The sequence below is a fragment of the Pseudomonas sp. genome (assembly GCF_046581935.1).
GTDB lineage: Bacteria > Pseudomonadota > Gammaproteobacteria > Pseudomonadales > Pseudomonadaceae > Aquipseudomonas.
Genome location: NZ_JAYGFK010000018.1, coordinates 13,133 through 38,995 on the forward strand (window position 1 = coordinate 13,133; position 25,863 = coordinate 38,995).

Here is a 25,863-nt window from a genome sequence, read left to right on the forward strand (position 1 = left end):
CGGGCAGACCCTAGCGCATTCATTTCATCTAAACCGAGAGAAACTGCTATGTCGAATTCAAACGTTGTTCTGGTTACCGGCGTGTCATCGGGCATCGGCCGTGCCGCCGCGGAGCAATTTGTCAAACAGGGTTGCCGGGTTTTCGGCAGCGTACGCAGCATTGCTAACGCCAGCCCATTGGCCGGTGTCGAGTTGGTCGAGATGGATGTGCGCGAGGAAACCTCTGTTCGTCTTGGCATCCAATCCATCATCGACCAGGCCAAGCGCATTGACGTGCTCGTCAATAACGCGGGCACGACCCTGATCGGCGCGGTGGAAGAAACCGCAGTCAGCGAGGCCGTGGCGCTGTTCGATAGCAATGTCTTCGGCATTCTGCGCATGGTCCAGGCGGTACTGCCGCACATGCGCGCGCAGCGTAGCGGACGGATCGTCAACGTCAGTTCGGTGCTCGGCTTTCTTCCCGCGCCGTATATGGGCCTTTATTCGGCCTCCAAGCATGCCGTGGAGGGGTTGTCTGAAACCCTGGATCACGAGGTGCGTCAGTTCGGCATCCGGGTCACTCTGGTCGAGCCGTCTTTTACCCGGACCAACCTGGACATCAATGCGCCCCTGGCAGCTACAAGCATCGCCGCCTATGACCGCGAGCGTGGTCTTTCATCAAGCGCCATTGTCAACAACGTGAAATGTGCCCCTGAGCCTGCAAGCGTGGCCAGCACCATTGTCGAGGCAGCGTTAAGCAAGTGGAGCATGCGTCGCACCCCCACGGGCCAGGCGTCGCTGCTGAGCAAGTTGCGCCGCTTTATGCCGGCAGGTCCTGTCGATGCGAGTTTGCGCAAAACCTTTGGGCTGGGCTGAACCCTTTGGGGTCCACCCCATAGGCATTGCTCCAGGAATGAGATATGGCGACGAATAGAGCAAACACCATGCGGATCGTAGTGACGGGTACCGGCCTTGTTGGGCCATTGGGTTGTGGCACCGAGGCGGTCTGGGCGCGTTTGTTGGCCGGGCAGTCCGGCATTCGTGCGCTGCCAGCCGAGCTTGCTGAAGGCACCGGCTGCGGCGTAGCCGGGTGGGTACCCAGCGTGGCAGAAGATCCGCAGGCCGGCTACGACCCGGAGCGATACGTCGGTGCCAAGGAACGCAAGAAAATGGATCGCTTTATCGAGTTTGCCCTCGCTGCTGCCCAGGAAGCCCTGGCGCAGGCGGCTTGGCAGCCGACAGACGAGCAGCAGCGCCAGCGCACTGCGACCATCATTGCCTCCGGGGTTGGCGGCTTCGGAGCCATTGCCGAGGCCGTGCGCACCACCGACGAACGCGGGCCGCGTCGGCTTTCGCCATTCACTGCGCCTTCGTTTCTCGCCAATATGGCGGCCGGGCATGTGTCGATCCGGCACGGCTTCAAGGGGCCGCTCGGCGCGCCTGTGACCGCCTGCGCGGCCGGTGCGCAAGCCATCGGTGATGCAGCGCGGCTGATCCGCAGCGGCGAGGCGGATATTGCCGTGTGCGGCGGGACCGAGGCGGCGATCCATCGCGTTACGCTCGGCAGTTTTGCCGCGGCGCGTGCGCTGTCCACAGGCTTCAACGACAACCCTCAGCAAGCGTCGCGCCCGTTCGACCGTGACCGGGACGGTTTCGTCATGGCCGAGGGCGCCGGCCTGTTGGTGATCGAGTCCCTGGAGCATGCGTTGGCCCGCGGCGCACAGCCACTGGCGGAGCTGGTCGGTTACGGCACCAGTGCTGATGCTTATCACCTCACTGCCGGCCCCGAGGATGGCAGCGGCGCGCGCCGGGCCATGGAGCAGGCGTTGCGTCAGGCCGGTGTTACTGCGGGTGAGGTGCAGCATATCAATGCCCATGCGACCTCCACGCAAGTGGGCGACTGCGGCGAGCTGGCCGCCATTCGCGCGGTTTTCGGGGCCGGCTCGGGCGTGGCGATCACCTCGACCAAATCCAGCACCGGCCATCTACTGGGAGCTGCAGGCGGAGTCGAGGCCATCTTCACCGTCCTGGCGCTACGCGACCAGATCGTTCCGCCCACGTTGAACCTTATCAACCCTGATGAGGCGGCAAACGGTCTCGATCTGGTTGGCCTGCATGCGCGGCCAATGCCGATCCAGTACGCCCTGTCGAACGGCTTTGGCTTTGGTGGCGTCAATGCCAGCCTGCTGTTGCGCCGTTGGCAGCCTCTGTCATGAGTCTGCGGCTACGGGAAGACTCCCGTCGTGGCAGACGCCAGAGGGAGATGTTGTGGGCGGCGAGTGATGTATTCGCGGCGTTCGGCCACGACCTTGCCAACATGCAGATGGTTGCAGAGTCCGCCGGCGTGACCAAGGCGACGCTCTATGCGCATTTCGGCGACAAGGCCCAGCTGTTTCGGACCGTTATCGAGTACTGGATGGAGGAGCTGCCGGAGCCGTCGCTGCCATGCGCGGTGAATGGCGAGTTGCGCAGTTGTTTGGAAGCCGTCGCCCAGGCGCTGTTGCAGCAAAGCATGCATCCAGCATTTCTCGCACTCACAAATATTCTGCTGCGCTCCAACTGGGTGCCACAAAAGCGCTGGCGACAGCGCTATCACCCGTATCAGGTCTACCTGGAAAAAGCGCTCGGCCAATCTGCCCGCTGCCGCGACCCTGGGCGCAGCGCCGGCCAATTCTTGCTGCTCGCGGTCGGCAACCTGGACCCCGGTACCAGCACGCCTACGGGTGAGTCACGCATCGCCGCGGCGGTGGAGCTGTTTATCCAGGCTTACGCTTGAGCTGATCGTTGTTCTGCTCGGTGCAGTAGGTCGCTGTACTCGGCTGCTGCAACCGCGCGTGATTGAGGAAGCCGTGGGTGTGTTGGCCTGCTGTCCAGTGTGCTCTGTATGGCCGGCATGGAGTTGCGCAATGGCGCGTTGGGCCGTGATATTCAGCCCCCAGCTCCGGAAGGCGAACGCGTCGTGTCGCTGGTGTTAAGGGAAGGCACCTTTCCGTTGAACGGCGGGGGTGGCCAACGACTTCTTCCGACTTTTGTGAGACGTTGAGGTTACGTTAATTTTTCAGGGAAGATAATGCGCATTCGAGCAACGCAAACAAAAGACTGGATGCTCTTGAGGCAAGTCCGACTCGCCGCGCTTTTGGACACGCCAACGGCGTTTGCTGTGAGTCATCAAGCTGCCGCCGCATACAGTGACGAACAGTGGAAAGAACGAGCTTCATCAGCCAGAACGGAATTCTGGCTGGCTTTCGAGCAAGACCGACCTGTTGCAATGGTGGGTGCCACAGTCAGTAGCGCGCAGCGCTTTAGCCTGATTGGGATGTGGGTTGAGCCCGCGGCACGAGGTTCTGGCGTGGCCGCTCAGCTGGTCGATGCGGTGAAAAGTCGCGCAACGGAGAAAGGCTTTGATCGCGTGTATCTGGAGGTCTCCACCGACAATGCAAGCGCCTCGAATTTCTATCTGAGGCAGGGGTTTGCTTTCCTGGATGAATGGGAACCGCTCGACAGTCATCCGCATATTAGGGTTCAGACAATGCTCTGGATTGAAAACTGATTTACAGCGCTCTCTACTCGTATCGCCTCGACAATGAAATATCGGTCGGTGCTGCACCTTAGGCGCGACACGTTCAGTGCGCCCAGATTATTTGTGTCGTGACACTGGCCAGATGGGCGCTATTGACTGTTTTCGGCCCGTGATAATTAGCTCAATTTGCCTGGCCTAAGCCATCTCGGTTCGCTCAGCGAGTCGTCGTAAGCGCGGCCGTCTTAGGTTGGGCCGGCGGGCATGACGATATCGGCCGTCACGCCGACAATCAGCTGATACTCACCTGGTAGCGGAAGCTGTCTGCTGCCGCGCACGATAAGCGGTACTCCAGCGGGCTGCGGTCGTAGCCTACGGCCGTGCGTTCTATGACCACTACCGGGCTGCCTATGTTTACCCCGAGTGTGCTGGCCAGCGCACTGTCGGCTGTCGAGACGGTGAGGGTTTCCTGGGCGGAGGCGATGCGCTGACCGCACTGCTGTTCGTAAAAGGGATAGAGCAGCGCGGGGAAGTCGCTTGGGGCGACATCTTGCAGGGCTGCAAAGCGTGAGGCGGGTAACCAGATGCGCTCGTGAAACAGCGGGGCGCCGTCGATCAGGCGCAAGCGCTCCAGATATATGCAGCGTTCCTTGTTCTGGAGTTGTAGTGCTGTACGGGCTGCCGCGCTGGCTTGTTCCAGCTTGCACAGCAGTATGCGGCTCTCTGGGATTTGCGGTTGGCCACTGCTGCTGACCTGGCGGAAGAAGCGAAACAAAGAACCATCGAAATTTGGTCGCCGCACAAAGGTGCCGCGACCTTGCGCGCGCAGCAGTAAGCCCTCAGCGACCAAGGTGTCTACTGCCTTGCGCGCAGTTCCTACAGCCACGCCGTATTGCTGGGTTAGCTCCGCTTCAGTGGGGATAGCCTCGCCGGGCAGCCATTCACCTGCAGCGATCTTCGCCAGCATCTCATCGCGTAGCCGCTGATAGAGCGGTAGGCGCTCGTCGTGCCCCAAAAGACTCGTGCTCATAAACCTCAATCCGCTGTTCGAACGACCGTCACTTTACCACTGCTACCCGTGTGGATATCGCTGGAGATTTATCGCTATGGACATATATTCATCTATATGACTAAATGTATTGCGGGAATATAACCACGCCTAAGCGCGGGCCCAAATAATAATCAGACAGAGGTATTGCCCCTTGATGTCCATGCCATTCGCCGGTATTTCCGGCATTGACACTCACGCGCATATCTTTCTGCAGGACCTACCAATGGTCGCCGGGCGGCGTTACAGCCCCGATTACGACGCAAGGGTGGAGCAGTATCTGGCTCACCTTGATGGCTGTGGCCTGTCCCATGGCGTGCTGATCCAGCCCAGCTTTCTCGGTACCGACAATCACTTCATGGTTGAAGCCTTGCAGCGCTTCCCCGAGCGCCTACGCGGCGTTGCAGTGGTTGACCCGGATGTTAGCGATGTGCAGCTCGATGCCTTGGCAGATGCTGGCGTGGTGGGCGTGCGCCTGAACCTGATCGGCAAGGAGCTGGGCGACTATACCGGTGCCAATTGGCAGGCGCTGTTCCAGCGCTTGGCAAGCCGTGGCTGGCAGGTGGAAATTCAGCGTGGCTTTGCCGATTTAGCGCTGATCGTGCCGCAGATTCTCGAGTCGGGTGTGACGGTGGTGGTGGATCATTTCGGTCTGCCGAGCCCGACGATCGACTTGGACGATAAACAGCATGCCGCCTTCTTCGATTCGCTCAGCGGCGGGAAGGTCTGGCTCAAGCTCTCTGCGGCTTATCGCAGCCAGTCTGATTTGGCCCGCGCTACAGAGGTGCTGGCGCGACTGCGCAATGCCTGTGGTGGTGTTGGGCGTTTTGTTTGGGGCAGCGATTGGCCCAATACGCAGTTCGAATCGCAAACCGATTACGCCGCACAAATTGCGCTGTTCAAGGCGCTGTTACCCGATGCCGACGAGCGCCGCGAGGTTCTTGTGAGCAATCCAGCAATACTGTTCGGTTTCGCCTGTGCGGGCTGAGCGTCTGATACAACAACAATAAGGAGCACACACCATGATGAGCCTGCTCGTCGTCGCCGCGATCATCCTCGCGGTCGCATTGGGTTACACCACGAAAATCAACATTGGCTTGTTCGCCATTGCTTTTGCCTATCTGCTCGGCTGCTTTGGCATGGGTTTGAGCCCGAGCGAAATCATCGGTATGTGGCCGCTGAAGATCTTCTTTGTGATCTTCTCGGTGTGCCTGTTTTACAGCTTTGCCACGGTCAACGGCACCCTGGAAAAGCTCGCCGGGCACCTGCTTTATCGCTGTCGCAGCGTGCCGCATCTGTTGCCCTATGCTGTGTTTCTGACTTCTGGGGTTATTGCTGCGATGGGGGCCGGTTATTACACCGTTCTGGCGTTCATGGCTCCACTGACCTTGCTACTGTGTCAGCGTACTGGCATGAGCTTGATTCTTGGTGGCATGGCCGTGAACTATGGTGCGCTGGGTGGAGCGAACTTTGTTTCCAGCCAGAGCGGGATTATTTTCCGCAGCCTGATGACCAGTGCCGGTGTTTCCGATAACCAGGCGTTTATCAACGGTCTGGTGATATTTGCCAGCACCGTGGTCGTTCCGCTATTGGTCATTTCCGCTTTCGTCTTCCTGGCTGGCCATGGTCGGACCCTTAAAGAGGCGGTGATTAATGCCGACCTGCCGGAAGCTTTCAACCGTGAGCAAAAGCTTACGTTGCTGCTGACCGTGTTGATGATGCTGATTGTGCTGGCCGCTCCGTTGGCGCTGATCGCCTTTCCCGATAGCGCGACGATCAAGTTCATCAATGCCAAGGTGGATATCGGCCTGATTGCCAGCGTGTTCTCGGTGATCGCCCTGCTGCTCAAATTGGGTGACGAGCGCAAAGCCATTGCTTCCTTGCCGTGGGGCACGCTGATCATGATCTGCGGGGTTGGTATGTTGATCTCCATTGCCATCAAGGCGGGCACCATCGATGCACTGGCCTCATGGATCAGCGGTAATATTCCGGCGTTGCTGGTGCCGCTGGTGTTCGGTGTGGTTGCCGCGCTGATGTCGGTCTTTGCTAGCACCGTAGGCGTTGTTACCCCCGCGCTGTTCCCCATGGTGCCTGCGTTGGCCGCGAGCATGTCGATTGATCCACTGGTGATTTTTGTCGCCATCGTGGTGGGGGCTCAAGCCACGTCGATTTCCCCGTTCTCCTCGGGCGGCAGTCTGATGCTCGGTTCTTGTGCGGATGAGAAGAGCCGCACGACGCTGTTCTCGCAATTGCTGTTCCGTGCAGCGCCTCTCGGCTTTGTCGCGGCGATGATGTTTAACTTGGTAATGACCTTTCTGGTCTGAAGCGCGGGGGTATCCGTATGTTTTGGACGTGCCGCGCTTAAGCTATGTGCCGCAGCCGTTTTAAAGTTGGCTAAATAGTTACTTTAGGCAGTACTTAAACGGGATTGACGCCTTGCGCGGCAATCCCGTTTTGCTTTCAGTCGCGCGGCAGTGGCGGCGTACGCGGCGGCACCAAACGCTTCGAACCGGTTGACTCGAAGGCGGCGGCAAAGCGCAGCAGGGCAGAGTCGTCGTAGGCGCGGCCGGCGAAGGTCAGGCCTACGGGCATGCCGATATCGGCCATCGCGCCCATCGGCACGGTGACGGTGGGCACACCGAGGTGACGGATCGCCAGGTTGCCGTTGGCTACCCAGACGCCGTTGCTCCAGGCGATATCTGCCGATGCCGGGTTTACATCTGCATCCGCCGGGCCGACGTCGGCGACGGTGGGGAACAGCACGGCATCGAGGCCGAGCTGGTCCATCCAGTCTTCCAGGTCGAGCTTGCGGGTTTGCTCCAGGCCGCGCAGGCCGTCGGGTAGGGTGGGGATCTCGTGCCACGGCGTGATGCCGCGTTCGGCCATGCGCACGTATTCATCCATGCCGGCGGCCAGATCGTCCTCGCGGTTGGGCAAGGTGCCTGGGTCGTGGGGGAAGATCTGTGGGCCGTCGACGTCGGCCAGGCGGTTGAGCGTGGGGTCGCCGTTGGCGCGCAGGAAGTCGTCAAACGCCCAGGCTGACAGGTCCCAGAGTTCTTGGTGGAGGAATTCCGGGGTGACGATGCCACGGTTGAACACAGTCGATGCGCCGGGACGGTCGCCTTCGCAGTTGGACACCAGTGGGAAGTCGACTTCGACGACTTCGGCACCGGCGGCTTCCAGCGCCTTGCGTGCGCCTTCCCACAGGTCGATCACTGAGTCGCGGGTGTGGATGCGCTGGCCGGTTGGGCCGCCGATGCCAGGCTTCTCGCTAGTACCCGCCTCTTTATCCTTGTTGATAAACATACGTGGCACGCCAAAGCGTTTGCCGGCCAGGGCATCGGCCTTGGCGGCGAGATCTGCATAGGCCGCTGGGCGCACCTCGGATGGTTTGGGAATGGCTACCCAGGGTTGCAGGCGCCAGAGGTCGCCACGGCTGTCCGGGTCTTCGGCGACCACCACGTCGAGCACTTCGAGCAGGTCGGCCATGGTGCGGGCGTAAGGCACGACCACGTCCATGGTCGGCGTTAGCGGCCAGTTGCCGCGTACCGAAATCACTCCGCGTGACGGCGTATAGGCGCACAAACCGTTGTTCGAGGCCGGGCCACGTCCGCTCGACCAGGTTTCTTCGGCCAGGCCAAACGCGGCAAAGCTGGCGGCAGTGGCTGTGCCGGCACCGTTGGAGGAACCGGAGGCGAAGGGCGCGGTGAGGTAGTCGGCGTTGTACGGGCTTTCCGCGCGGCCATAGACGCCGCGCTGCATGCCGCCGTTGGCCATGGGCGGCATGTTGGTTTTACCTAGGCAAATGGCCCCGGCGCCGCGTAGGCGTTCAATGGTGAAGGCGTCGCGGTAGGCCGTCAGGTCTTTGAAGGCAGGGCTGCCGGACGCAGCGGTAAGCCCCTTGACCAGGTAGCTGTCTTTGGCGGTGTAAGGAATGCCGTCGAGCGGGCCGAGGCACTGACCACGGGCGCGGCGCTCATCGGATGCCAGTGCTTCCTTGAGCGCGTCGGGGTTACGGACCACTACGGCGTTGAGTTTGGTCGGTGTTTCGGCACCGTCGTAGGCGTCTATGCGCGCAAGATAGGCGAGCACCAGCTCAACTGCTGTGGTTTGGCCGGTTTCGAGCGCAGCGCGCAGTTCGGCAATGGAAACCTCGGTTACCTCGATCATGCTGTCACCGCTGGCTGTTGGAGGTGGTTATTCATAAAAACTCTCGTGGCACTGTATGGGGGCGCTGGTGCTGTAAGTTAGCCGCGAGCTGGTGTCGCCAGCCCTTTAACTACCGCAGGGCGTTCGACAAATGCTTGCAGGACTCGCTGCACATTGCTGAAACGCTCGAACTCCACCAGTTCGCCGGCTTCATAGAAGCCCACTAGGTTTCTCACCCAAGGGAAGGTGGCGATATCGGCGATGCTGTAATCGTCGCCCATGATCCAGGCGCGGCCTTGCAAGCGCTTATCAAGTACGCCGAGCAGGCGTTGCGATTCGGCGACGTAACGGTCGCGCGGGCGCTTGTCCGGGAATTCCTTGCCGGCGAACTTATGGAAGAAACCAAGTTGGCCGAACATTGGGCCGATACCGCCCATCTGCCACATCAGCCACTGCAGGGTTTCATAGCGCGTAGCGGCGTCCTTGGAGAGAAATTGACCGGTTTTTTCCGCCAGGTAAATCAGGATCGCGCCGGACTCGAACAATGCCAAGGGCACGCCATCTGGGCCATTGGGGTCAAGGATGGCGGGAATCTTATTGTTGGGGTTGAGCGAGAGAAATTCACTGCTGAGCTGGTCGTTGCTGTCGAAGCTGACCAGGTGCGCCTCGTAGGGCAGGCCGATTTCTTCGAGCATGATCGAGGCTTTTACGCCGTTGGGCGTGGGCAGTGAATACAGCTGCAGGCGCTCGGGGTGCTGGGCCGGCCACTTGTGGGTTATCGGGTAAGCAGAAAGGTCTGACATGGGCGCTCCGGATTCGCGGATTGAAGACGCAGGATAACGGTGATTAGTCGTTTGGTCAGGGGGCAGTCAGTGCTGAGATGCAGGATGTCGCTTGGGTGCAATTATCAGACGTGGTTGTCCGCCGTCAGTTCATCGCTACTCACCACCTGATTGCGGCCATTGCGTTTGGCCATATAGGTGCGCCTATCAGCGGCACGCATCAGGTCGTCGAGGCTCTTGCCATCGCGGCCGAGGTAGGCAACCCCCGCGCTGAGGGTCATTGTCAGACGTATTTCCCCGAGCTGCAGGGGCGAGTCCTGCAGGCGCAGACGCAGGCTTTCGGCCAACTCGGCGGCTTGCTTGGGTGAGGTGTTGGGGAGCAGGACGGCAAACTCCTCGCCGCCCAAGCGGCATAGCATATCGGTGCTACGTAACCGTTCGTTCAGTACGTGTCCCAGGTGGCATAACGCTTTATCACCGGTGTCGTGGCCATGCTGGTCATTGATGTATTTGAAGTGATCAATGTCGATAAAGATCAGCGCCAGTGGTGTCGCGTTGCGTTGCGCGTGAGCCTGTTCGCGGGCGAACACCTCGCTCAGCTTCATGCGATTGGCCAGGCCGGTGAGGCTGTCGGTGCTGGCCAGTTCTAGCAGGCGGCGCTCGTTGTCCATGCGGCTGCGTTCGTAGATATGCGAGAAGAGCATCATGGCCAGGCTGGCCAGGGCGACATTGGATATCACCAAAATGTCGGTTATCGAGTTGTGGCCGGTGAAACGGTAGTTGAAGGCCACCAGGCCGAGGATGACGAATACCGCTGCCACCCGTGAGCCAATGCGCAGGCCGAGCATCAGGTAGCAGATGATGGGGATGGTCTGGATCCAGGCGAACACCGTGTAGCTGGTCTTGGTCAGCAATAGTGCAGCCATCATGATGCTGAAGAATGGCAGCAGGTAAACCAGTGTCCAAAAACGCAGGCGCGGCGTGCGGTCAACGATGCGTAGCAATGCCAGCGAGACGCAGGCGTAGAAGCCTTCGAGCGCAGACAGCATCCAGACGCCATTGAATATATTCAGAATGCCGAAAAATATCCCGCCAACCAAGGTGGTCCAGAGCAGTGCTTTGAGCACCCTGCGCCGGTGGTGCTCGTTACTTTCCAGTGGTTCCGACATAGCGCATCCTTTTTACTCTGCAGGTGTGGGCAAAACGCGAACGTGGTGGCCGTATCTGCAGAGATTCTTATGTCTAGTCAACATGTCGCCGCTTAAGGTTTTATTAAGGATAGCGATTTCTGCTCTGAGGTGTGAGCGCTCAGCGTTGCCAGCGTTTTAGTTGGCGGTTACTGAGAGAGGCGCCGCACGCAGGCTTTTACCAGGTGGGGTAGAAGCCGGTATGGTTCGCACCATGCGTTTATCTTTCACCAGCGGAGTTTCCAGATGAGCCTCTACGGCGATTACGACCCACAGAACATCTTTGCCCAGATCATTCGCGGAGATGCGCCTTGCTACAAGTTGTACGAGGATGAGGACGTACTGGCCTTCCTCGATGTGTTCCCGCAGGCCTACGGCCATACGCTGGTGATCCCCAAGCGTGCAGCGGCACGCAATATTTTAGAGATTGACGCCGACAGCCTGAGCAAGGTGATGGCCGTGGTGCAGAAACTCACCGGCGTGTTGGTGGCTGAGCTGGAGCCAGCGGGTGTGCAGGTGGCGCAGTTTAATGGCGCACCGGCCGGGCAGACGGTGTTCCATATTCACGTGCATATCGTGCCGCGTTACGAGGGTGAGGCGCTCGCTATGCATGCTGCCGGAAAGGCAGAACCCACAGAGCTGGCGGCGTTACAGGCGCGTCTGCTGCAACGTATCGCTAACTGAGCCACATGCTGGCTGGGTTATTGAGTGGAGTTTTTGGCTTCAGAGTGGTGCCCAGTAGAAGCTACTTCCTTTTAGTCGTTACACACGCCCATGGAGGGCTCCCATGCGATTGATTTGTGCTGTTTTACCGCTGTTACTGTTGGCCGGCTGCTCGTCCTGGAAAGCCACGCCTGAACATGTCAAACCAGTGCCAGCTGAACGTTTGCTGGGCTATCAGGACGCATTGGGGCAGGGTGGCGAGTTGCTGATTAATCGCGACTTTGGCGGGATGGGCAGCGGCTGCTATGTGGCCGTTTTGGTCGACCGTAAGGTGGCCGCGCGCATTGGTGTGGGTGAGCAGGTGCGCTTCCAGGTGCCAGCCGGTACGCGGGTGCTGAGTATTGGCATCGATGAGATGGATGACACGCTCTGCGGCAAGGGACGCTTGCGCCGCGAACTGGCAGTGAAGGTACAGCCTGGCTCGCAACAGGATTTCCGCATCGTCAGCGATAACCGCAAGGGTTTCGATATCCTGCCGGTTACTCCGTAACGCGCGCTGTACCGGTGCCTGATAGCCACCTACGCTCAAGGCCGGTGGCTATCAGGCTAGCTCAGTCTTGTTGCAGGCTGCGCAGCTCCTGCTGGCTAAGGTCTAGCCATTCCTTATGCAGCGTGCGGTAGTGCTTGGGGGCGCGACGGGCGTAGGTTTGGATCTGCTCTTGCAGCTCGCGCGCTTCGCGCTGGCGGCCCATGTGACGCAGGAGCACGGCATAGCGATAAACCGCTTCGGGGCCCGTGTAGTACTTGCTTAGCGCCTGATATTCCTCTTCTGCCTTATGCGTCTCGCCGAGGGCTTCGAGTGTGCGGGCATAGAGCAAGTGACCTTCGGCCGAGCGGAAGTCGGGGTTCTTGCTGATCAGATGTTCGAGGTTTTCCCGGCAGCCGGTGAAGTTGTTACTGGCAAAGCGGGCCTTGGCCAAACCGAGCAGAATGTCTGGCGCGTCGCTGTGAATCCCGCGCAGTGCTGACTGGTAGTGCGTGGCGGCCTCTTCAGCCTGGCCGATGCGCAATAGTTCATCGGCCAGGTTGATGCGCGTGTCGCGGGTGTCGCGGATCTCCAGTTCATCACGTAGCGCCCGCAGGTGGCGTTTGGGGTCGACGCTGTCGTGTAGACGCTTGATAGTGCGACGTCCGTTATAGCTGCCGAGCATGTCGGGCAACATGATGCCGAGGAAGTAGATCAGGCAGCCTAGGCCAGGCAGGGCGATGATCAGGTAGATCCAGTAACGTTCCTGTCCACTGCGCACAACGTGCAACCCACAGGTAACTTGGCAGGCGATAACGAGCAGGGCGAGTATCGGCATGGTTGTGGCCCACTCCTTGGGGCGAAAATTAATGTCAGTGTGCTTATCAAACCATCAATGATGTGAGCTGTCAGGCAAGGCAGCTGTTGGCTGTGGCGTGGCTCACAGCTATTGCTTACGACTGATCTATGTATCGCTAGTTCTGCGCGCTCTGGCAGTTTTTCAAGTGCTGTAGCTGCACGACTCTAACTGGCAGGCCATGAGGCTGACTTTCAGTGATGTTTGGTCGGCGGTAGTCACATGTGTTTGTGCGGCGCGCGATGTTGTTATTAGCGGCATTGTGCGAGCAATTTCTTGAGTTCGCCGGTTTATGTTATCTGCATCATGGCGCGCAGCAGGGCCATCGTTGGTACATCTGGCGCGTCATGGGCGATATCGGTGGGGCAATTATCAGGTTGCTGAGCACTCGCTCACGCTCTGCTGTGCGTGTGGTCACGTGGGCAAGCGGCAAGGGTAGAATCCGCTCGGTTAATTAACGGAGACGGATCGTGAAGGGATTGCCGATTGCCATTGTTGGCGCTGGTACGGCGGGGTTGGCCACTGCGCTGTTCCTCGCCCGTCAGGGCTTCAGCGTGCGCTTGCTGGAACGGGTGCCAACATTGCAGCCCGTCGGTGCAGGGGTGTTACTACAGCCCTCAGGGCTGGCGGTGTTGCAGCAACTGGATTTGTTTGCCGAGTGCAGCGGTTTGGGGGCTGCAGTCAGCCGCTTGTACGGCACCTCGTGCAATGGCCGGGTGATTCTCGATACCCGCTACGCGCATTGGCAGCCTGGCAGTTTCGGCATGGGCATTCACCGCAGCGTACTGCTGACAGTCTTACTCAATGCGGCGCGGCACGCTGGTGTGCAGATTGAAACCGGCGTGCATATCAGCCGCTTCAGCCAACATGGCAGCCATGTGCATTTGTATCGCCAGGACGAGCAGGGAGCTGAGCAGCCATTCGGCGAGTTCGGCGCGCTGGTGCTGGCCGATGGCGTGCGCTCGACCTTGCGCGGCCAGATGCAGGTCAAACAGTGGCTGCAGCCATACCCGTGGGGTGCGTTGTGGAGCATTGTGCCGACTCCGCCTGAGGGTGATTCCAGCGACCTGCGCCAGTGGTATCGAGGCTGCGCACAGATGTTCGGCATCATGCCCACCGGGCGTACTCACCTGAGCCGCGAGCAGGCGCTGAGTAGCCTGTTCTGGAGCTTGCCGGTGGCGCAGTTTACCGCCTGGCGTGAAGCCGGGTTGGCCGCCTGGAAAGCCCAGGTGCTGCAATTGGCCGGCAGCGCTGCGCAGCCCTTTGTTGAACTGATCGAGCAGCCTGAACAATTGAGCCAGGCGGTGTATGCTGATGTGCGCATGCAGCGCTGGCACGATGGCCGGGTAATCGCCATTGGCGACTGCGCCCACGCCATGAGCCCGCAACTGGGCCAGGGTGCGAACATGGCGCTGGTGGATGCGGCGGCGTTATCTGCTGCGGTTGCCGAGCAACGCGCGCGGACTGACGGCGACTGGCCCACGGTATTTGCCGCCTACGCCAGCAGCCGACGTGACCACCTGCGCTACTACCGCCAGGCAAGCCGCCTGCTCACGCCGCTGTTCCAATCCCATAGCCGCAGCCTGGCCTTGCTACGTGACGGCGTGCTAATGCTGGCGCGGCACAACCCGCTGGGCCGTGCGCATGCCGTCAGCACCTTGGTAGGTGGGCGCAGTGGCTGGTTGATGACCGGTGCAAACCGGCCGTTACAGGTATGGGATGGCCAGCCGCAAGCGGCGAGTCTTCAGGCTATATCCGGTGAGCGTGAAGCCGGTTCAGAGGCGGCACAGATGTCGCTGACGTGAGCGGTGTGTGGCCTGCCGCTACCGCTACACACTTTGCTAAGCTGCCGCCACTTTCCAGTTGTTGCGAGGGATCGCCGTGTCGTTCCGCGTTGTGCTGAGTGGGCAAGCATTGCCCGGGTATACCTCTGAGCAGATTGCTCAGCATCTACAGACGCAGCTGAAGTTTTCCGCGACTCAGGTGCAGGCCTTACTGCCACCCGCCCGTAGGGTGGTCAAGAGTGGCTTGGACCGTTCCAGTGCCGAGCGTTGGTGTCGTCGTTTGCAGCAGGCTGGGCTTGCCGTGGTGATCGAGGACGTTGATGCGACAGTGGTGGCCGATCCTCTGACGGTTCTGCAGGAGTTAGCCAAAAAGGGGCTGAAACGCGCTCGTCCCAGCGCTGCGTATGCCTTGCAGCTGTTTCTGGTCACCCTCTGTTGCCTGTTGGTACCCGTGCTTTATGCGGGGCTGGTGATCGGCCTCGGCGTAGGGCTGGCCTGGTACCTGACGCATATTCACGAATACCTCGGTGGCTTACGTAATATCTGGCTGCTGCTCTGTATCTACGGCGTGCCGGCTATTAGCGGCGGCATTCTGCTGCTGTTTATGGCTCGGCCATTCTTTCTGCCTAGCCAGCGTGGTGATAAGCCCCTACAGCTGGATCTGGCCAGTGAGCCACGTTTGCAGCAAGTGATCGTCCAGTTGTGCCAGGCGATTGGTCTGCGCCCGCCCGTCGCGGTGGAGTTATCTAATGAAGTGAATGCCAGCGTGCATTTCGAGAATGGCTGGAGTGGGTTCTTCTCGGGCCGTAAGGTGCTGACTATTGGTATGCCGCTGGTTGCCGGGATGAGTGTGCAGCAGTTTGTCGGCGTGCTTGGCCATGAGTTTGGCCACTTTGCCCAGCGTCTGGGCATGCGCTGCAACTTTCTGGTCAACTCGGTCAATGCTTGGCTGGAAGTGCGTGGCAACAGTCGCGACCCCTGGGACGATCGCTTACAGGAATGGCTGGACGAGGATCCATGGTGGATTCTGCAGCTGGCTATTTGGGCGGCCCAGCAAGGTATCGAATTATCGCGGCTGTTGATGCGTGGTTGTTTCTGGCTGAGTTTCCGCCTTTCCCGCTCCTTGTCGCGACAGATGGAATTCGATGCTGATCGTTACGAGAGTCTGCTGGCGGGGAGTGCGGCGTTTCGTGGTAGTGCCTTGCAATTGCGTTCGCTGTTCTGGGCCTGGGGGCAAGTGGATCAGCAGAATGCCCGTACTTGGCGTGAGCGTCGTTTACTGCGCGATATGCCGCAGGCCACTGCAGAAAAAACCGCCGCCATAAGCAAGGCCACTCTGCAGCAGTTGGAGCAGGGCCTCGAAGAGAGCGATACGCGTTACTGGCACACTCATCCCGCCGACCTGGCGCGCATTCAGCACAGCGAAGCCTTGCGTGCCCCCGGCTACTTACATGACGCACGCCCGGCGGCAGTGCTATTCGAGCGCTTTTCGGAACATTGCCAGCGTGTCACCAAGGCTTACTACGCTGAGCTTGGCCTGGAGTATGACGAGCAGCAGTTGCAGGACAGCCAGCAGATCTTCCAGATCAGCGCTCAGCGTGAAGAGGCGCTTGATCAGCTTTGGGAGTGGACGGGCAGGCAATGGCGTAATCTGCCCTGGTTGGCGCTGCACCAGCCGGTCCAGGCGGCCCATGCCGAGCTGGGCTGGCAGGCTGTGATTGACGAGTTGCGGCGTCTTTCGCCGGAGATCACCCAGGCTTGGACACAGGCTGAGGCGCAGGAGCAGCAGCGTGTGGCGCTGGCCTGGTGCGGTGAGTTACAGCGCAATGGTGTGACCTCACGACTCAGTGATAACGAAGCGTTTGATGCCAGTAAGCACTTGCCGTTATATCGGCAGATTGACGCAGGCCAGACCCCGGCACAGTTGCAGTTACTGCAGGCTGCTTCGTTGTATCGGCGGCGTCTGGAACTGAGTCTGGCGGGGGCGGTTACGGCGGTGCGTGAAACAGCCCGTTTGGCGCTGCACATGAGCAAACTGTATGGCGACTATGCGCGTCTGTTGGAGGCTCGTGAGTTGGCCGAGCACTTGTTGAGTGCTTATCAGCAGAATCCCGACAGCCTGGCTGAGCGTTTGAGTCAGGATGCCTTGTCGCGGTATCAGGATTTGGCATTGCGCTTGCTAAAAACGACTGATCAGATTCCGCAGACGTTGCTCGATGGCACAACCCTGGGCGGTTATCTGCGGCTGCGCTGTCCACGGCTGAATGCTCAGGCTGGTGAGCCTGTTGAGTTCCTTCGGCATAGCTCCGAGCTGATCGATAGCTTGGCGTATATACACCGCCGGGCTATGGCCGAATTGGCTAGTTATGCCTTGCAGCGTGAGCGCGATCAGGGGCTGCGTGGTATTCGTCTGGTACTTAACGTCAAAGACGTAGTTTAAGTGGCTGGGTGTGAGCCTTTTGCCTTAGCGATAGCGCGCAAGCAGTGCTTCAAACTCGCCGTTTTGTTTCATCTGCACCATGGCGCGCAGCAGGGCCATGGTCGGTACATCCGGTGCGTCGCGGACGATGCAGGCAACCGGGTCGGAGGCTAGCTCACTGAGGCTGTAGAGTTTTTTATTAGGCGCTTGGTTGCGGTTGAACCACTGCAGTGAGAGTTCATTGCTGATGGCGTGGTGGTAGCGGCGGGCACTTAGTTTGCGTAATACCAAGTCTTGGGTGCGGGCATCTTCACGGGTGATCTGCCCGCTGCGAAATAGCGGGTCCAGGCGTGGGTAGGTGAAGCCCAGTACGGTGCCCAGACGCTCATGCAGCAGTTGTTCGGGCTCTAGCTTCTCGGGTTTAACGCCCACCAGCAGATCGCGCTGGGTCATAAACGGCAGGCTCCATATATAGCGATAGTGGCCATTGTTGAGCCAGTTCGGGCTGACAAAGCAGCGCACATCAATTTCGCCAGTATCCAGGGCGTGTTGTACCCGCATGCTTGGCATTACCAGCAGTTTTGCTTTGCGCCCAACCTTGGCGGCCATGCGTTGTTGCAGGTCAACCAGAATGCCTTCTACGGCCTGGCCTTGTTCGATGCGCACAAGGGGCATCGACCAACTGTCGTTTATCACGAAGCGCAGCGCCCGCTCATCGGCGAATAATGCGTTGCTCAGCGTGAGTAACAGCAGGGCAGACAACAGCTTGGGCACCAGGGCAGATCCTTTGCGGTTTAGCGGGTCATTGGCAGGGCGGCGCCCATTAAGGCAAACAGCCCCCCGCAGCAGCGGTTGAAGCCTTTACCGCTGCGTTGCAGCCAAGGGCGAACGCGATGGGCCATACGCGCAAGCAGGTACTCGACGCCGCCTTCTACCACGGCAAAGGTCAGGGCCATGATGGCGAACTGCAGCCATATATCGGCTTTGGGGTTGAGGAATTGCGGCAAAAACGCGCCGAAAAACAGGATCACTTTTGGGTTGGACAGCGCCGATAGCAGCCCCTGGCGAAACAGCTTAAAGCCACTGCTGTCGACGGCTTTCTCGGCCATGGCAAGGTGCAGGGGCGGTGCGCGCCAGAGTTGAATACCCAGCCAGATCAAATAAGCGCCACCGAGCCATTTGAGGATGATCAGCGCCTGCGCCGAGGCTTGCAGCAAGGTGCCAATGCCGAGCATCGATAAGGCCATCAGCAGGGTGAAACCAATCACGCCACCGCATACCGTAAACAGGGTTTTGCGATGGCCATACAGTGCACCGTGGCTGAGCGCGAGCAGGCCGTTGGGGCCAGGCGTTAATGCCAGTCCAGTTACCGCAGTGACAAATAGCAGCCAGGTATGCAGAGCCATAAGACGGGTATCCGGAAGCAGGAGGGTGCAGGGCGGTGCCTGCGTGCTGCTGTTTTTTCATGCTGCGACTGGATAGTCAAGGAGCCTGCCGCACCGATTGCACGAATGGGCCATTGCTACACCTGAGCTTGGCTCTGCGTGGCAGCGTCTCAGCCGACACTGTGCGCCAGCAATTAGCGTTCGTTGGCGTTTGGTAAAACCTTGATTACCGTCAGGGGCGCAGGTGCATGAGTGGGCATACAATCAGCGCTAGTGCGTATTGGCAGGCTGTTTTAGCCCGTAACGATCGGTCGCCGAGGCGCTGAGAGTGGCGTTTTAGGCGATCTTGTACGTATCTTTGGCGCAATAGTCTGCATCATGTCTTAGATGTCCTGACGTGCTGAGCGGACGAACAGCCCTTGGCTGTGGCAAACTCCGTGGTTCGTAACAGGACGTTGCATGGATCGTGTTTGCTGAACCTATCAGCCGATTTTTTTTGCCCATGGTCTACCTTGGGTGCATTGCCTAACTGGCCGCTGCCTGCGGCGAAGAACAAGAGGAATGACTGTGCATAACGTCGTGATCAGCGCTACCGGCCTCTATACCCCGGTAAACAGTATTTCCAACGATGAGTTGGTTGAGTCGTTCAACGCCTATGTGCAGCAATTCAATGCCGACAACGCGGTTGCTATCGCCGGCGGTGAAATTGAAGCACTGAGTGAATCCAGCAGCGGTTTTATCGAAAAGGCTTCCGGCATCAAGAGCCGCTTTGTCATGGACAAGGCCGGCATTCTTGACCCCAAGCGCATGGCGCCGCGCATCCCCGAGCGCAGCAATGAAGACTGGGGCATCCTCTGCGAAATGGCCGTAGGCGCTGCTAAAGATGCACTGGCGCGTGCTGGCAAAACCGCTGCCGATATCGACGGGGTGATTGTTGCCTGTTCCAACCTGCAGCGTGCTTACCCGGCGGTAGCGATTGAAGTGCAAGCCGCGTTGGGCATTCAGGGTTTTGGCTTTGACATGAACGTGGCCTGTTCTTCGGCCACCTTCGGCATTCAGATGGCCGCCAACAGTGTGCAATTGGGCCAGGCCCGCGCGATTTTGATGGTCAACCCGGAAATCTGCACCGGTCACCTGAATTTCCGTGACCGCGACAGCCACTTTATTTTCGGTGACGCGGCCACGGCGGTGATTATCGAGCGCGCCGACCTGGCCACCTCGAACTACCAGTTCGATATCGTCGGCACCAAGCTGATCACCCAGTTCAGCAACAACATCCGCAACAACTTTGGCTTCCTCAACCGCGCAGCGGAAGAGGGCATTGGTGCGCGCGACAAGTTGTTTATGCAGGAAGGCCGCAAGGTGTTCAAAGACGTTTGCCCGATGGTTGCCGAGCTGATTGCCGCGCATCTGGCAGAAAATAAACTCAACGTCGCGGATGTGAAGCGCTTCTGGCTGCACCAGGCCAACCTCAACATGAACCTGCTGATCGCCCGCAAGCTGCTCGGCCGTGATGCCGAGCCAGGTGAAGCGCCGGTTATTCTCGACACCTACGCCAACACCAGTTCGGCCGGTTCGGTGATCGCCCTGCATAAAAATCAGGACGACTTACCGAGCGGTGCTCTGGGCGTGCTTAGCTCGTTTGGTGCCGGTTATTCGATTGGTAGCGTGATCCTGCGTAAGCATTGATGGATTACCCGGCCGATCAGGCATTGCTCACCCGCTTGCGAGCGGGTGAGCAGAAGGCCTACCGCGAGTTGGTCGCCACTTACCAGGGGGCGATGCGTGCGGTGGCTTTTGCCATTGTCGGCAGCCGCAATGCCGATGAAGTGGTGCAGGACGCCTGGCTGGCTGTGGTGCGCAACCTTGATGGTTTTCAAGGCCGTTCGAGCCTGAAGACCTGGCTGCTGACCATTACCGCCAACACCGCGAAAACCCGCCGCAAAGGCAACCGCCGCGAAGTGCTGCTCGACGATATTCCCTCACCGCACGGCACTATCGGCGACGAGCGTTTCAGCGCCGACGGCCACTGGTTGCTGGCGCCGCATGCCTGGCATCACGATTCCCCCGATGCGCTGCTAACTGAGGATGAATTGCGCGAGTGCCTGGAGAAAACCCTCGCCAGCCTGTCCGAGATGCAGGGCAGCGTGCTGCATTTGCGTGAGCGCGAAGGGCTGGAGTTAGAGGACATTTGTAATCTTCTGCAGGTTTCTCTCTCTAATGTGCGGGTGTTGCTGCACCGCGCACGCCTCAAGGTTTTCGCCACCTTGGAGCATTTTGAGGAGACAGGGCAATGTTGAGCTGTAAGCAGTTGGTGGCGTATTCCAGCGAGTTTATCGATGGTCAATTGCGCTTACGCCAACGCATGTCAGTGCGCATGCACTTGGCCATGTGCGTGAATTGCCGGCGCTTTATCAAGCAAATGCGCTTGAGTCAGGCGGTGTTGCGCCGCCTGCCGCGTGGGCAGAGCGCTGAGCTTGATCAACTGGCAAGCAAGCTCGCTGAGTTGCGCCGTCAGCAGCGTTGATACGCTGCTGTGCGCTCGCCTTTATTCTTCGCTTTGCGCGGCCTTCAGGGCTTCATAGGCCGGTGCGGCGTAAATGCCCACTTCAACGGCCAGTTCCATTACCCGCGCCAAGTCAGTGCTGTACACCAGCACGGCTTGCAGTTCGTCATCCAGCGGTTCGCTGAGGTCCAGTAGTACATAACCTTGGGTTTCTGGCGACAGGCTGGAGAGTTGTACCTGAATACGGTTTAGCGCTTTCAGTGGCTCGGTTTTCAGCAGTTGCTTGGGCTTGAGCACAAAGCTGACTTGCGGGCCGAACGACTCAACGATCTGCTGGAACAGTGCGTCATAGCTATCGGCCTGAAACAGCACGGTTTCCGGCAGGCTACCAATCACCACCCATTCACCCAGCGGAATCGGGAAACTGTCGTCGTAGTTAATATCCGGATTGGCGGCGAGGAAGGCCTGTGGGTCGGCATAGGCCTGGGCGGCCTCAGCGGCGATGTTCGAGATTTCTTCCGGCAGCATGCAGCCCGAGCTTATTTTGCTGATCAGTTCTTCGAGCTGGGCTTTCATTGGGGTCATCCTGGGGCATAAAAATGGCTGGCAAGGATAGCCGGAAATGCCTGTTGATGCTGCTGTTAGCAGTTTTATGACCGCGCAGTAAGGGCATTGTCGTCTTGTTCTAACCGCTCAGCGCGGGCCTGTCTGTACGCTAACGTACAGATAAAAAAGCAGATTGGATTATGCTGCCCGATGCAGTCCAGAGCTCTGTCGCGACCGCGCGTAGATCGTCCACAGGCCCTAGATTAGGAGACAGTGATGTCCGCAATACCCAGCCCGCAGCAGAATCACCTGCTTGCGGCATTGCCCTGCGAAGTGTTGGAGCGCTTGTTACCACACCTTGAGCTAGTCGCCATGCCGCTTGGCATGGTGCTCTACGAGTCGGGCGACACCTTGCGGCATGTGTATTTCCCGATCGATTCAATCGTCTCCCTGCTGTACGTGATGGAAAGTGGCGCATCGGCGGAAATTTCCGTGGTGGGCAACGATGGGGTGATTGGCGTAGCGCTGTTTATGGGCGGTGAAAGCACCACCAGTCGGGCGATTGTGCAAAGCGCCGGCAGTGCCTATCGGGTGCTCGGTAAACGCTTTAAAGAAGAATTCAACCGACATGGCGAGATGTTGCATTTGATGTTGCGTTACAGCCAGGCGCTGATTACTCAGATGGCGCAGACGGCGGTGTGCAACCGCCATCACACGATTGACCAACAGCTGTGCCGCTGGTTGCTGTTGTCGCTAGATCGTCTGGCGGGCAGCAATTGGCCATGACTCAAGAGCTGATCGCCAACATGCTTGGGGTGCGCCGGGAGGGCGTGACTGAAGCCGCCGGCAAGCTGCATCGCCTTGGCGTGATCGACTACAGCCGTGGGCTGATCACTGTGCTCGATCGCGAAAAACTCGAACGCCTATGCTGCGAGTGCTACGCCGTGGTCAAGCAAGAAACTGACCGTTTGCTGCCGTACAAAAAAACGCATTTGGTGCATTGACCGCTGATCGCCAGGCTTGAGTGCCGCAGCGCACAGAGCGTTGCCCGTCACTCGGGCAGACTGCAGGGGCGATAGCGTCAGCACCGTTGTCGTGCCATTTTTTGGCTAGCGCCGTGCTCGGGACAAGTGAATGTCTGTTAACGCACCGCCGCATATCCTCAGCCGACTGATTGAAGGGCTGCCGAGCAGGCAACGCCAGCAGCTGCTCAATCGCTGTGAGTCGGTGGAGCTGGTTTTTGGCAACGTATTGCATGAGGCCAATCAACCGATTCGCCACGTGTATTTCCCGTTGAGTGGGTTTATCTCGCAGGTGACTGCTCTACAAGGGCATCAGCCCTTGGAAGTGGGTTTGATTGGCAGTGAAGGCATGCTGGGCGCCACCCTGGCGCTGGGCATCAGCCGGGCACCCATGCGGGCAGTCGTGCAAGGTTCCGGTAGTGCCTTGCGTATCAGTAGCGGTTTGTTCAAGCAGGAGTTGCTAAAGAGCCCGGCGTTGTTGCGCAGTCTCAAGCGTTATCTGTATGTGCTGATGGCGCAGTTGTCACAGAGCTCCGCCTGTATCCACTTTCATGAGATTGAGCCGCGTTTGGCGCGCTGGCTGCTGATGACCCATGACCGCGCCCATGCCGACCACTTTCACCTGACCCATGAGTTTCTCGCCGACATGCTCGGCGTGCGTCGCAGCGGCGTATCCATAGCCGCCGCTGCTTTGCAGGCGCGTGGCTTGATCAGTTACAGCCGGGGCGAGATCAACATTCTTGATCGTGCGGGGTTGGAGCAGACGGCCTGTGAGTGTTATGCGCTGTTTGTCGCCGATTACCGTGCGCAGTTTTAGTAGGCCGTTGAAAAACTAGCGTGGCTTTGGCTTCTAGCCTTGCTTACATTTTTCAACGGTCTGCTATGCAGTTATGCGCTGTTTGCCAGGGTAGTGATTGGTGAACTGATACCGCTACGCAGCAGGTTGCCAAAACTCTCTGCGCTGACGGGGTGGCTGAATAGAAACCCCTGTCCCTCGGCGCAGTGGTTGGCGCGCAGGAAATCCAGTTGCTCGGCCTCTTCAATGCCGGCAATCACCCGTTGTTTGAGGCTATTGCCCATAGCTATCACGGCACTGACGATGATGCCGTTACTGTTGCGGATGTCCTGCACGAACGAGCGGTCAATTTTCAGTACGTCAATGGGGAATTGGTTGAGGTAGCTGAGGCTCGAATAGCCGGTGCCAAAGTCGTCCACGGCCAGCTCGACGCCCAGTGCCTTGAGTTGTTGCAGAATGCTGGCGCTGGTTTGGGCGTCGCGCATCAGCACGCTCTCGGTGATTTCCAGTTGCAGGTTGTTGGGATGCAGCCCGGTAATGGCCAGGGCGTTGGCCACGCTATCGACAAAGTCTTTACGGCGAAACTCCATGGCCGAGATGTTCACGCCCACTGAGTCCAGTGAGTAACCACAGTTTTCCCAGCGTTTAGCCTGGGTGCAGGCTTGCAGCAGCACCCAGCGCCCAAGCGGCACAATCAGACCACAGGCCTCGGCAACCGGGATAAAACGAGCCGGCATAATCATCCCCCAAGTGGGGTGCTGCCAGCGGATGAGCGCTTCGGCGCTGGTGATTCTGCCGCTGTGCAGGTCAATCTTGGGTTGGTAATGAATGATGAACTCGCTGTTAGCCATGGCCGTGCGCAGGTGCGCTTCAATCATTTGCCGTTCGACGGCGCGGACGTTCATTTCACTGCGAAAAAATTGGTAGTTATTGCGGCCTTCTTCCTTGGCTTGGTACATCGCCGTGTCGGCATTCTTGATCAAGTCCTGGGCATTCTCGGCGTCGTTGGGGTAAGTGCTGATGCCGATGCTGGCGGTGATGTGCAGGTGTTGCTGAGCAATCTCATAGGCACCGGCCAGTGCGCTGAGAATTTTTTCAGCGGTGTGCACGGCGTTCTCCGCCGAGTGGCTTTCACTGAGCAGCACCACGAACTCGTCTCCGCCGAGGCGGCTGACCGTATCTGAGCTGCGCACGCACTCACTCAGGCGCTGTGCCACGCCTCGCAGTAACTGGTCGCCGATGTCATGGCCGAGCGAGTCATTGATGTATTTGAAGTTGTCGAGGTCAAGAAACAGCACGGTCAGTTGGCTGTTGTGCCGTTCGGCCAGGGTTATGGCCTGGTTGATGCGGTCGTTGAGCAGGGTGCGGTTGGGCAGGTTGGTCAGGGCGTCGTACTGGGCCTGATGCGCCATCTTTTCGGTCATGGTTTGCGCGGCGGTCATGTCGTGAAAAACCATCACCGCGCCTTTGAGACGTCCGGCGGAGTCATGGATCGGCGCGGCGGAATCTTCGATGGCCGATTCGCTGCCGTCACGGCGAATCATCACCGTGCCCGAGGCCAGCAGTTTGCAAGCGTCGTCCTCTAATACCTTGAAGATGGGGTTGGCCACCGGCTCGCGGGTTTGGTCGTTAACCAGGCGCATGACGCGGTTGATCGGTTCGCCCTGGGCCTCTTTGAGTTGCCAGCCGGTCATCTGCTCGGCCGCGCTATTGAGGTAGTCGACGTTACCTTGCAGGTCGGTGCCGATCACCGCGTCGCTGATCGAGTTGAGGGTGATGGCCAGGCGCGCCTTCTCGACAAATAGCGCCTCTTCTACTGTTTTGCGCAGGATGACGTTGCGCAGCGCTTGCGGCACCAGTGAACTGCCGAGGTGGCCTTTGGACAAACTACCTTGCGCGCCATGGCAGATGGCTTCAGCGGTCTGTTGGTCGGCATCGAGATCGCTGAGGGTGATGATCGGAATGCCCGGCGCCAGGGCAAACAACTCGGTAAAGGTCGCCAGGCCATGGCTGTCCGTCAACGTCAGGTCCACCAGGATTGCATCTACTGCCACTGCTTGTGGGGATTTCAATCGCTGCCTGGCCTGCGCCATGCGGGTCACCCATTCGATGCTGAAGGCACCATCCTGCGCGCGCTGCAGCGCTTCCTCCAAGGTCGCTGCATCGTGGTTGTTACTGGTAACAAGCAGAATGTGATTAGCCATATGCCGACACGTCCTCGTGATTTTGGCGCAGGTTTTTACCGCGCCGCGGTTGCCGATATGGCGTTAATGGCAGTTCAAGTGCTCTGTGCGCGGTTAGAAACGCAGCCTGGGTGGCTGCGGCGCAGTCGATCTAAATGCCTCTGCGGGCGCAGTGATCCACTGGTTGCTAGCGCTGCCGGCGGGCTCTTGTCGGCCCTCAAGCGCTGGCCGTAAAGCCGCCTTGTACAGGTTGTTGCTTGTGCCCCGATGATACGTCGCACTCTGTAGCGGGGCTGTCATGAACGCCTTGGTGGCAAATACCTCGCCCGCTTGTGCGTTAGCGCTGAGCAGCACCACGATAAAGATGCCGAGGTGAACGCTGGTGCGGGTGTATCCGAGCCTGTGCATGGGGTTTCTCCACAGTAGTGGACGTTTGCTAGGCGTCTTTATTCAACGCACAACGCCCAGCTGGCGCGGTTGATCCGCGGCACGACGTCGACAACTGCTACCAATTT

At 59.1% G+C, this 25,863-nt stretch carries 23 protein-coding genes and 2 pseudogenes; 16 read left to right on the forward strand and 9 right to left on the reverse strand.

Going from position 1 to position 25,863, the window contains the following annotated elements; all coding sequences use genetic code 11:
- Window positions 1–48 precede the first annotated feature (48 nt).
- The 5 genes and pseudogenes from VCA57_RS16220 (at window position 49) to VCA57_RS16240 (ending at window position 3,529) form a co-directional block, all read left to right on the forward strand.
- A complete protein-coding gene (locus VCA57_RS16220; RefSeq protein WP_411186115.1) occupies window positions 49–855 on the forward strand; it encodes an oxidoreductase in 807 nt (268 codons plus the stop codon).
- A gap of 68 nt (window positions 856–923) precedes the next feature.
- Complete coding sequence (gene fabF / locus VCA57_RS16225; protein WP_411186116.1) at window positions 924–2,195, forward strand: beta-ketoacyl-ACP synthase II; 1,272 nt, start codon at window positions 924–926, stop codon at window positions 2,193–2,195.
- Window positions 2,192–2,755, forward strand: a complete 564-nt coding sequence (locus tag VCA57_RS16230; RefSeq protein ID WP_411186117.1) for a TetR/AcrR family transcriptional regulator — start codon at window positions 2,192–2,194, stop codon at window positions 2,753–2,755. The genes fabF and VCA57_RS16230 overlap by 4 nt, the downstream gene beginning before the upstream one ends.
- 40 nt (window positions 2,756–2,795) lie before the next feature.
- A pseudogene (locus tag VCA57_RS16235) lies at window positions 2,796–2,983 on the forward strand (hypothetical protein); the annotation flags it as partial.
- A gap of 66 nt (window positions 2,984–3,049) precedes the next feature.
- On the forward strand, window positions 3,050–3,529 hold the full coding sequence (locus tag VCA57_RS16240) for a GNAT family N-acetyltransferase (protein WP_411186118.1): 480 nt from the start codon (window positions 3,050–3,052) through the stop codon (window positions 3,527–3,529).
- Between the two features lie 259 nt (window positions 3,530–3,788).
- On the opposite strand, the gene VCA57_RS16245 is transcribed toward VCA57_RS16240, so the two are convergent.
- Entirely contained in the window at window positions 3,789–4,526 is a 738-nt protein-coding gene (locus VCA57_RS16245; RefSeq protein ID WP_411186119.1) for a GntR family transcriptional regulator, read from the reverse strand.
- 175 nt (window positions 4,527–4,701) lie between these two features.
- Here VCA57_RS16245 and VCA57_RS16250 point away from each other — a divergent pair, with 175 nt between their 5' ends.
- Complete coding sequence (locus VCA57_RS16250) at window positions 4,702–5,532, forward strand: amidohydrolase family protein (RefSeq protein ID WP_411186120.1); 831 nt, start codon at window positions 4,702–4,704, stop codon at window positions 5,530–5,532.
- Window positions 5,533–5,566: 34 nt separating this feature from the next.
- Window positions 5,567–6,868: an SLC13 family permease gene (locus VCA57_RS16255; protein ID WP_411186121.1), complete on the forward strand. Its 1,302-nt coding sequence runs from the start codon at window positions 5,567–5,569 to the stop codon at window positions 6,866–6,868.
- A gap of 136 nt (window positions 6,869–7,004) precedes the next feature.
- On the opposite strand, the gene VCA57_RS16260 is transcribed toward VCA57_RS16255, so the two are convergent.
- From VCA57_RS16260 to VCA57_RS16270, 3 genes are all read right to left on the reverse strand, one after another.
- The gene (locus VCA57_RS16260; protein WP_411186122.1) at window positions 7,005–8,714 is read right to left on the reverse strand and encodes an amidase; all 1,710 of its coding nucleotides are present in this window, start codon (window positions 8,712–8,714) and stop codon (window positions 7,005–7,007) included.
- 77 nt (window positions 8,715–8,791) lie between these two features.
- On the reverse strand, window positions 8,792–9,496 hold the full coding sequence (locus tag VCA57_RS16265; protein ID WP_411186123.1) for a glutathione S-transferase N-terminal domain-containing protein: 705 nt from the start codon (window positions 9,494–9,496) through the stop codon (window positions 8,792–8,794).
- Window positions 9,497–9,600: 104 nt separating this feature from the next.
- Window positions 9,601–10,644 carry a GGDEF domain-containing protein gene (locus tag VCA57_RS16270; protein WP_411186124.1) on the reverse strand — a complete coding sequence of 348 codons (1,044 nt, stop codon included), beginning with the start codon at window positions 10,642–10,644 and terminating at the stop codon, window positions 9,601–9,603.
- Between the two features lie 264 nt (window positions 10,645–10,908).
- Here VCA57_RS16270 and VCA57_RS16275 point away from each other — a divergent pair, with 264 nt between their 5' ends.
- Both VCA57_RS16275 and VCA57_RS16280 read left to right on the forward strand, forming a co-directional pair.
- The gene (locus VCA57_RS16275; RefSeq protein WP_411186125.1) at window positions 10,909–11,346 is read left to right on the forward strand and encodes an HIT family protein; all 438 of its coding nucleotides are present in this window, start codon (window positions 10,909–10,911) and stop codon (window positions 11,344–11,346) included.
- A 103-nt stretch (window positions 11,347–11,449) separates the two neighbouring features.
- Complete coding sequence (locus tag VCA57_RS16280) at window positions 11,450–11,875, forward strand: 3-isopropylmalate dehydratase (RefSeq protein ID WP_411186126.1); 426 nt, start codon at window positions 11,450–11,452, stop codon at window positions 11,873–11,875.
- A 61-nt stretch (window positions 11,876–11,936) separates the two neighbouring features.
- On the opposite strand, the gene VCA57_RS16285 is transcribed toward VCA57_RS16280, so the two are convergent.
- Window positions 11,937–12,689, reverse strand: a complete 753-nt coding sequence (locus tag VCA57_RS16285) for a hypothetical protein (RefSeq protein ID WP_411186127.1) — start codon at window positions 12,687–12,689, stop codon at window positions 11,937–11,939.
- 488 nt (window positions 12,690–13,177) lie between these two features.
- Between VCA57_RS16285 and VCA57_RS16290 the strand changes: the two genes are divergently transcribed.
- Both VCA57_RS16290 and VCA57_RS16295 read left to right on the forward strand, forming a co-directional pair.
- Complete coding sequence (locus tag VCA57_RS16290) at window positions 13,178–14,512, forward strand: FAD-dependent oxidoreductase (protein ID WP_411186128.1); 1,335 nt, start codon at window positions 13,178–13,180, stop codon at window positions 14,510–14,512.
- 76 nt (window positions 14,513–14,588) lie between these two features.
- On the forward strand, window positions 14,589–16,931 hold the full coding sequence (locus VCA57_RS16295; protein WP_411186129.1) for a M48 family metallopeptidase: 2,343 nt from the start codon (window positions 14,589–14,591) through the stop codon (window positions 16,929–16,931).
- Window positions 16,932–16,955: 24 nt separating this feature from the next.
- Here the strand turns inward: VCA57_RS16295 and VCA57_RS16300 are convergent, their stop codons facing one another.
- Together VCA57_RS16300 and VCA57_RS16305 are read right to left on the reverse strand one after the other, a co-directional pair.
- Complete coding sequence (locus tag VCA57_RS16300; RefSeq protein ID WP_411186130.1) at window positions 16,956–17,684, reverse strand: substrate-binding periplasmic protein; 729 nt, start codon at window positions 17,682–17,684, stop codon at window positions 16,956–16,958.
- Between the two features lie 20 nt (window positions 17,685–17,704).
- Window positions 17,705–18,316, reverse strand: a complete 612-nt coding sequence (locus tag VCA57_RS16305) for a LysE family translocator (RefSeq protein ID WP_411186131.1) — start codon at window positions 18,314–18,316, stop codon at window positions 17,705–17,707.
- A 546-nt stretch (window positions 18,317–18,862) separates the two neighbouring features.
- Between VCA57_RS16305 and VCA57_RS16310 the strand changes: the two genes are divergently transcribed.
- From VCA57_RS16310 to VCA57_RS16320, 3 genes are read left to right on the forward strand one after another with little or no spacing between them, the layout of a single operon-like run.
- Window positions 18,863–19,984, forward strand: a complete 1,122-nt coding sequence (locus tag VCA57_RS16310) for a beta-ketoacyl-ACP synthase III (RefSeq protein ID WP_411186229.1) — start codon at window positions 18,863–18,865, stop codon at window positions 19,982–19,984.
- Complete coding sequence (locus tag VCA57_RS16315; RefSeq protein WP_411186132.1) at window positions 19,984–20,595, forward strand: RNA polymerase sigma factor; 612 nt, start codon at window positions 19,984–19,986, stop codon at window positions 20,593–20,595. Before VCA57_RS16310 ends, VCA57_RS16315 begins: the two co-directional genes overlap by 1 nt.
- Complete coding sequence (locus VCA57_RS16320) at window positions 20,589–20,822, forward strand: zf-HC2 domain-containing protein (protein WP_411186133.1); 234 nt, start codon at window positions 20,589–20,591, stop codon at window positions 20,820–20,822. The genes VCA57_RS16315 and VCA57_RS16320 overlap by 7 nt, the downstream gene beginning before the upstream one ends.
- 21 nt (window positions 20,823–20,843) lie before the next feature.
- Here VCA57_RS16320 and VCA57_RS16325 read toward each other — a convergent pair whose 3' ends face one another.
- A complete protein-coding gene (locus VCA57_RS16325; RefSeq protein ID WP_411186134.1) occupies window positions 20,844–21,377 on the reverse strand; it encodes a hypothetical protein in 534 nt (177 codons plus the stop codon).
- A gap of 246 nt (window positions 21,378–21,623) precedes the next feature.
- Between VCA57_RS16325 and VCA57_RS16330 the strand changes: the two are divergent.
- Window positions 21,624–22,351, forward strand: a pseudogene (locus VCA57_RS16330) (Crp/Fnr family transcriptional regulator).
- A 130-nt stretch (window positions 22,352–22,481) separates the two neighbouring features.
- Entirely contained in the window at window positions 22,482–23,186 is a 705-nt protein-coding gene (locus VCA57_RS16335; RefSeq protein ID WP_411186135.1) for a Crp/Fnr family transcriptional regulator, read from the forward strand.
- A gap of 71 nt (window positions 23,187–23,257) precedes the next feature.
- On the opposite strand, the gene VCA57_RS16340 is transcribed toward VCA57_RS16335, so the two are convergent.
- A complete protein-coding gene (locus VCA57_RS16340; protein WP_411186136.1) occupies window positions 23,258–25,369 on the reverse strand; it encodes a putative bifunctional diguanylate cyclase/phosphodiesterase in 2,112 nt (703 codons plus the stop codon).
- Window positions 25,370–25,863 lie beyond the last annotated feature (494 nt).

Coding starts and splice junctions, on each gene's coding strand:
- VCA57_RS16240 (WP_411186118.1), top strand. CDS start 3,050: ATGCGCATTCGAGCAACGCAAACAAAAGACTGGATGCTCTTGAGGCAA.
- VCA57_RS16325 (WP_411186134.1), bottom strand. CDS start 21,377: ATGAAAGCCCAGCTCGAAGAACTGATCAGCAAAATAAGCTCGGGCTGC.
- VCA57_RS16220 (WP_411186115.1), top strand. CDS start 49: ATGTCGAATTCAAACGTTGTTCTGGTTACCGGCGTGTCATCGGGCATC.
- VCA57_RS16280 (WP_411186126.1), top strand. CDS start 11,450: ATGCGATTGATTTGTGCTGTTTTACCGCTGTTACTGTTGGCCGGCTGC.
- VCA57_RS16275 (WP_411186125.1), top strand. CDS start 10,909: ATGAGCCTCTACGGCGATTACGACCCACAGAACATCTTTGCCCAGATC.
- VCA57_RS16315 (WP_411186132.1), top strand. CDS start 19,984: ATGGATTACCCGGCCGATCAGGCATTGCTCACCCGCTTGCGAGCGGGT.
- VCA57_RS16230 (WP_411186117.1), top strand. CDS start 2,192: ATGAGTCTGCGGCTACGGGAAGACTCCCGTCGTGGCAGACGCCAGAGG.
- fabF (WP_411186116.1), top strand. CDS start 924: ATGCGGATCGTAGTGACGGGTACCGGCCTTGTTGGGCCATTGGGTTGT.
- VCA57_RS16250 (WP_411186120.1), top strand. CDS start 4,702: ATGTCCATGCCATTCGCCGGTATTTCCGGCATTGACACTCACGCGCAT.
- VCA57_RS16320 (WP_411186133.1), top strand. CDS start 20,589: ATGTTGAGCTGTAAGCAGTTGGTGGCGTATTCCAGCGAGTTTATCGAT.
- VCA57_RS16285 (WP_411186127.1), bottom strand. CDS start 12,689: ATGCCGATACTCGCCCTGCTCGTTATCGCCTGCCAAGTTACCTGTGGG.
- VCA57_RS16305 (WP_411186131.1), bottom strand. CDS start 18,316: ATGGCTCTGCATACCTGGCTGCTATTTGTCACTGCGGTAACTGGACTG.
- VCA57_RS16335 (WP_411186135.1), top strand. CDS start 22,482: ATGTCTGTTAACGCACCGCCGCATATCCTCAGCCGACTGATTGAAGGG.
- VCA57_RS16340 (WP_411186136.1), bottom strand. CDS start 25,369: ATGGCTAATCACATTCTGCTTGTTACCAGTAACAACCACGATGCAGCG.
- VCA57_RS16270 (WP_411186124.1), bottom strand. CDS start 10,644: ATGTCGGAACCACTGGAAAGTAACGAGCACCACCGGCGCAGGGTGCTC.
- VCA57_RS16265 (WP_411186123.1), bottom strand. CDS start 9,496: ATGTCAGACCTTTCTGCTTACCCGATAACCCACAAGTGGCCGGCCCAG.
- VCA57_RS16245 (WP_411186119.1), bottom strand. CDS start 4,526: ATGAGCACGAGTCTTTTGGGGCACGACGAGCGCCTACCGCTCTATCAG.
- VCA57_RS16255 (WP_411186121.1), top strand. CDS start 5,567: ATGATGAGCCTGCTCGTCGTCGCCGCGATCATCCTCGCGGTCGCATTG.
- VCA57_RS16260 (WP_411186122.1), bottom strand. CDS start 8,714: ATGATCGAGGTAACCGAGGTTTCCATTGCCGAACTGCGCGCTGCGCTC.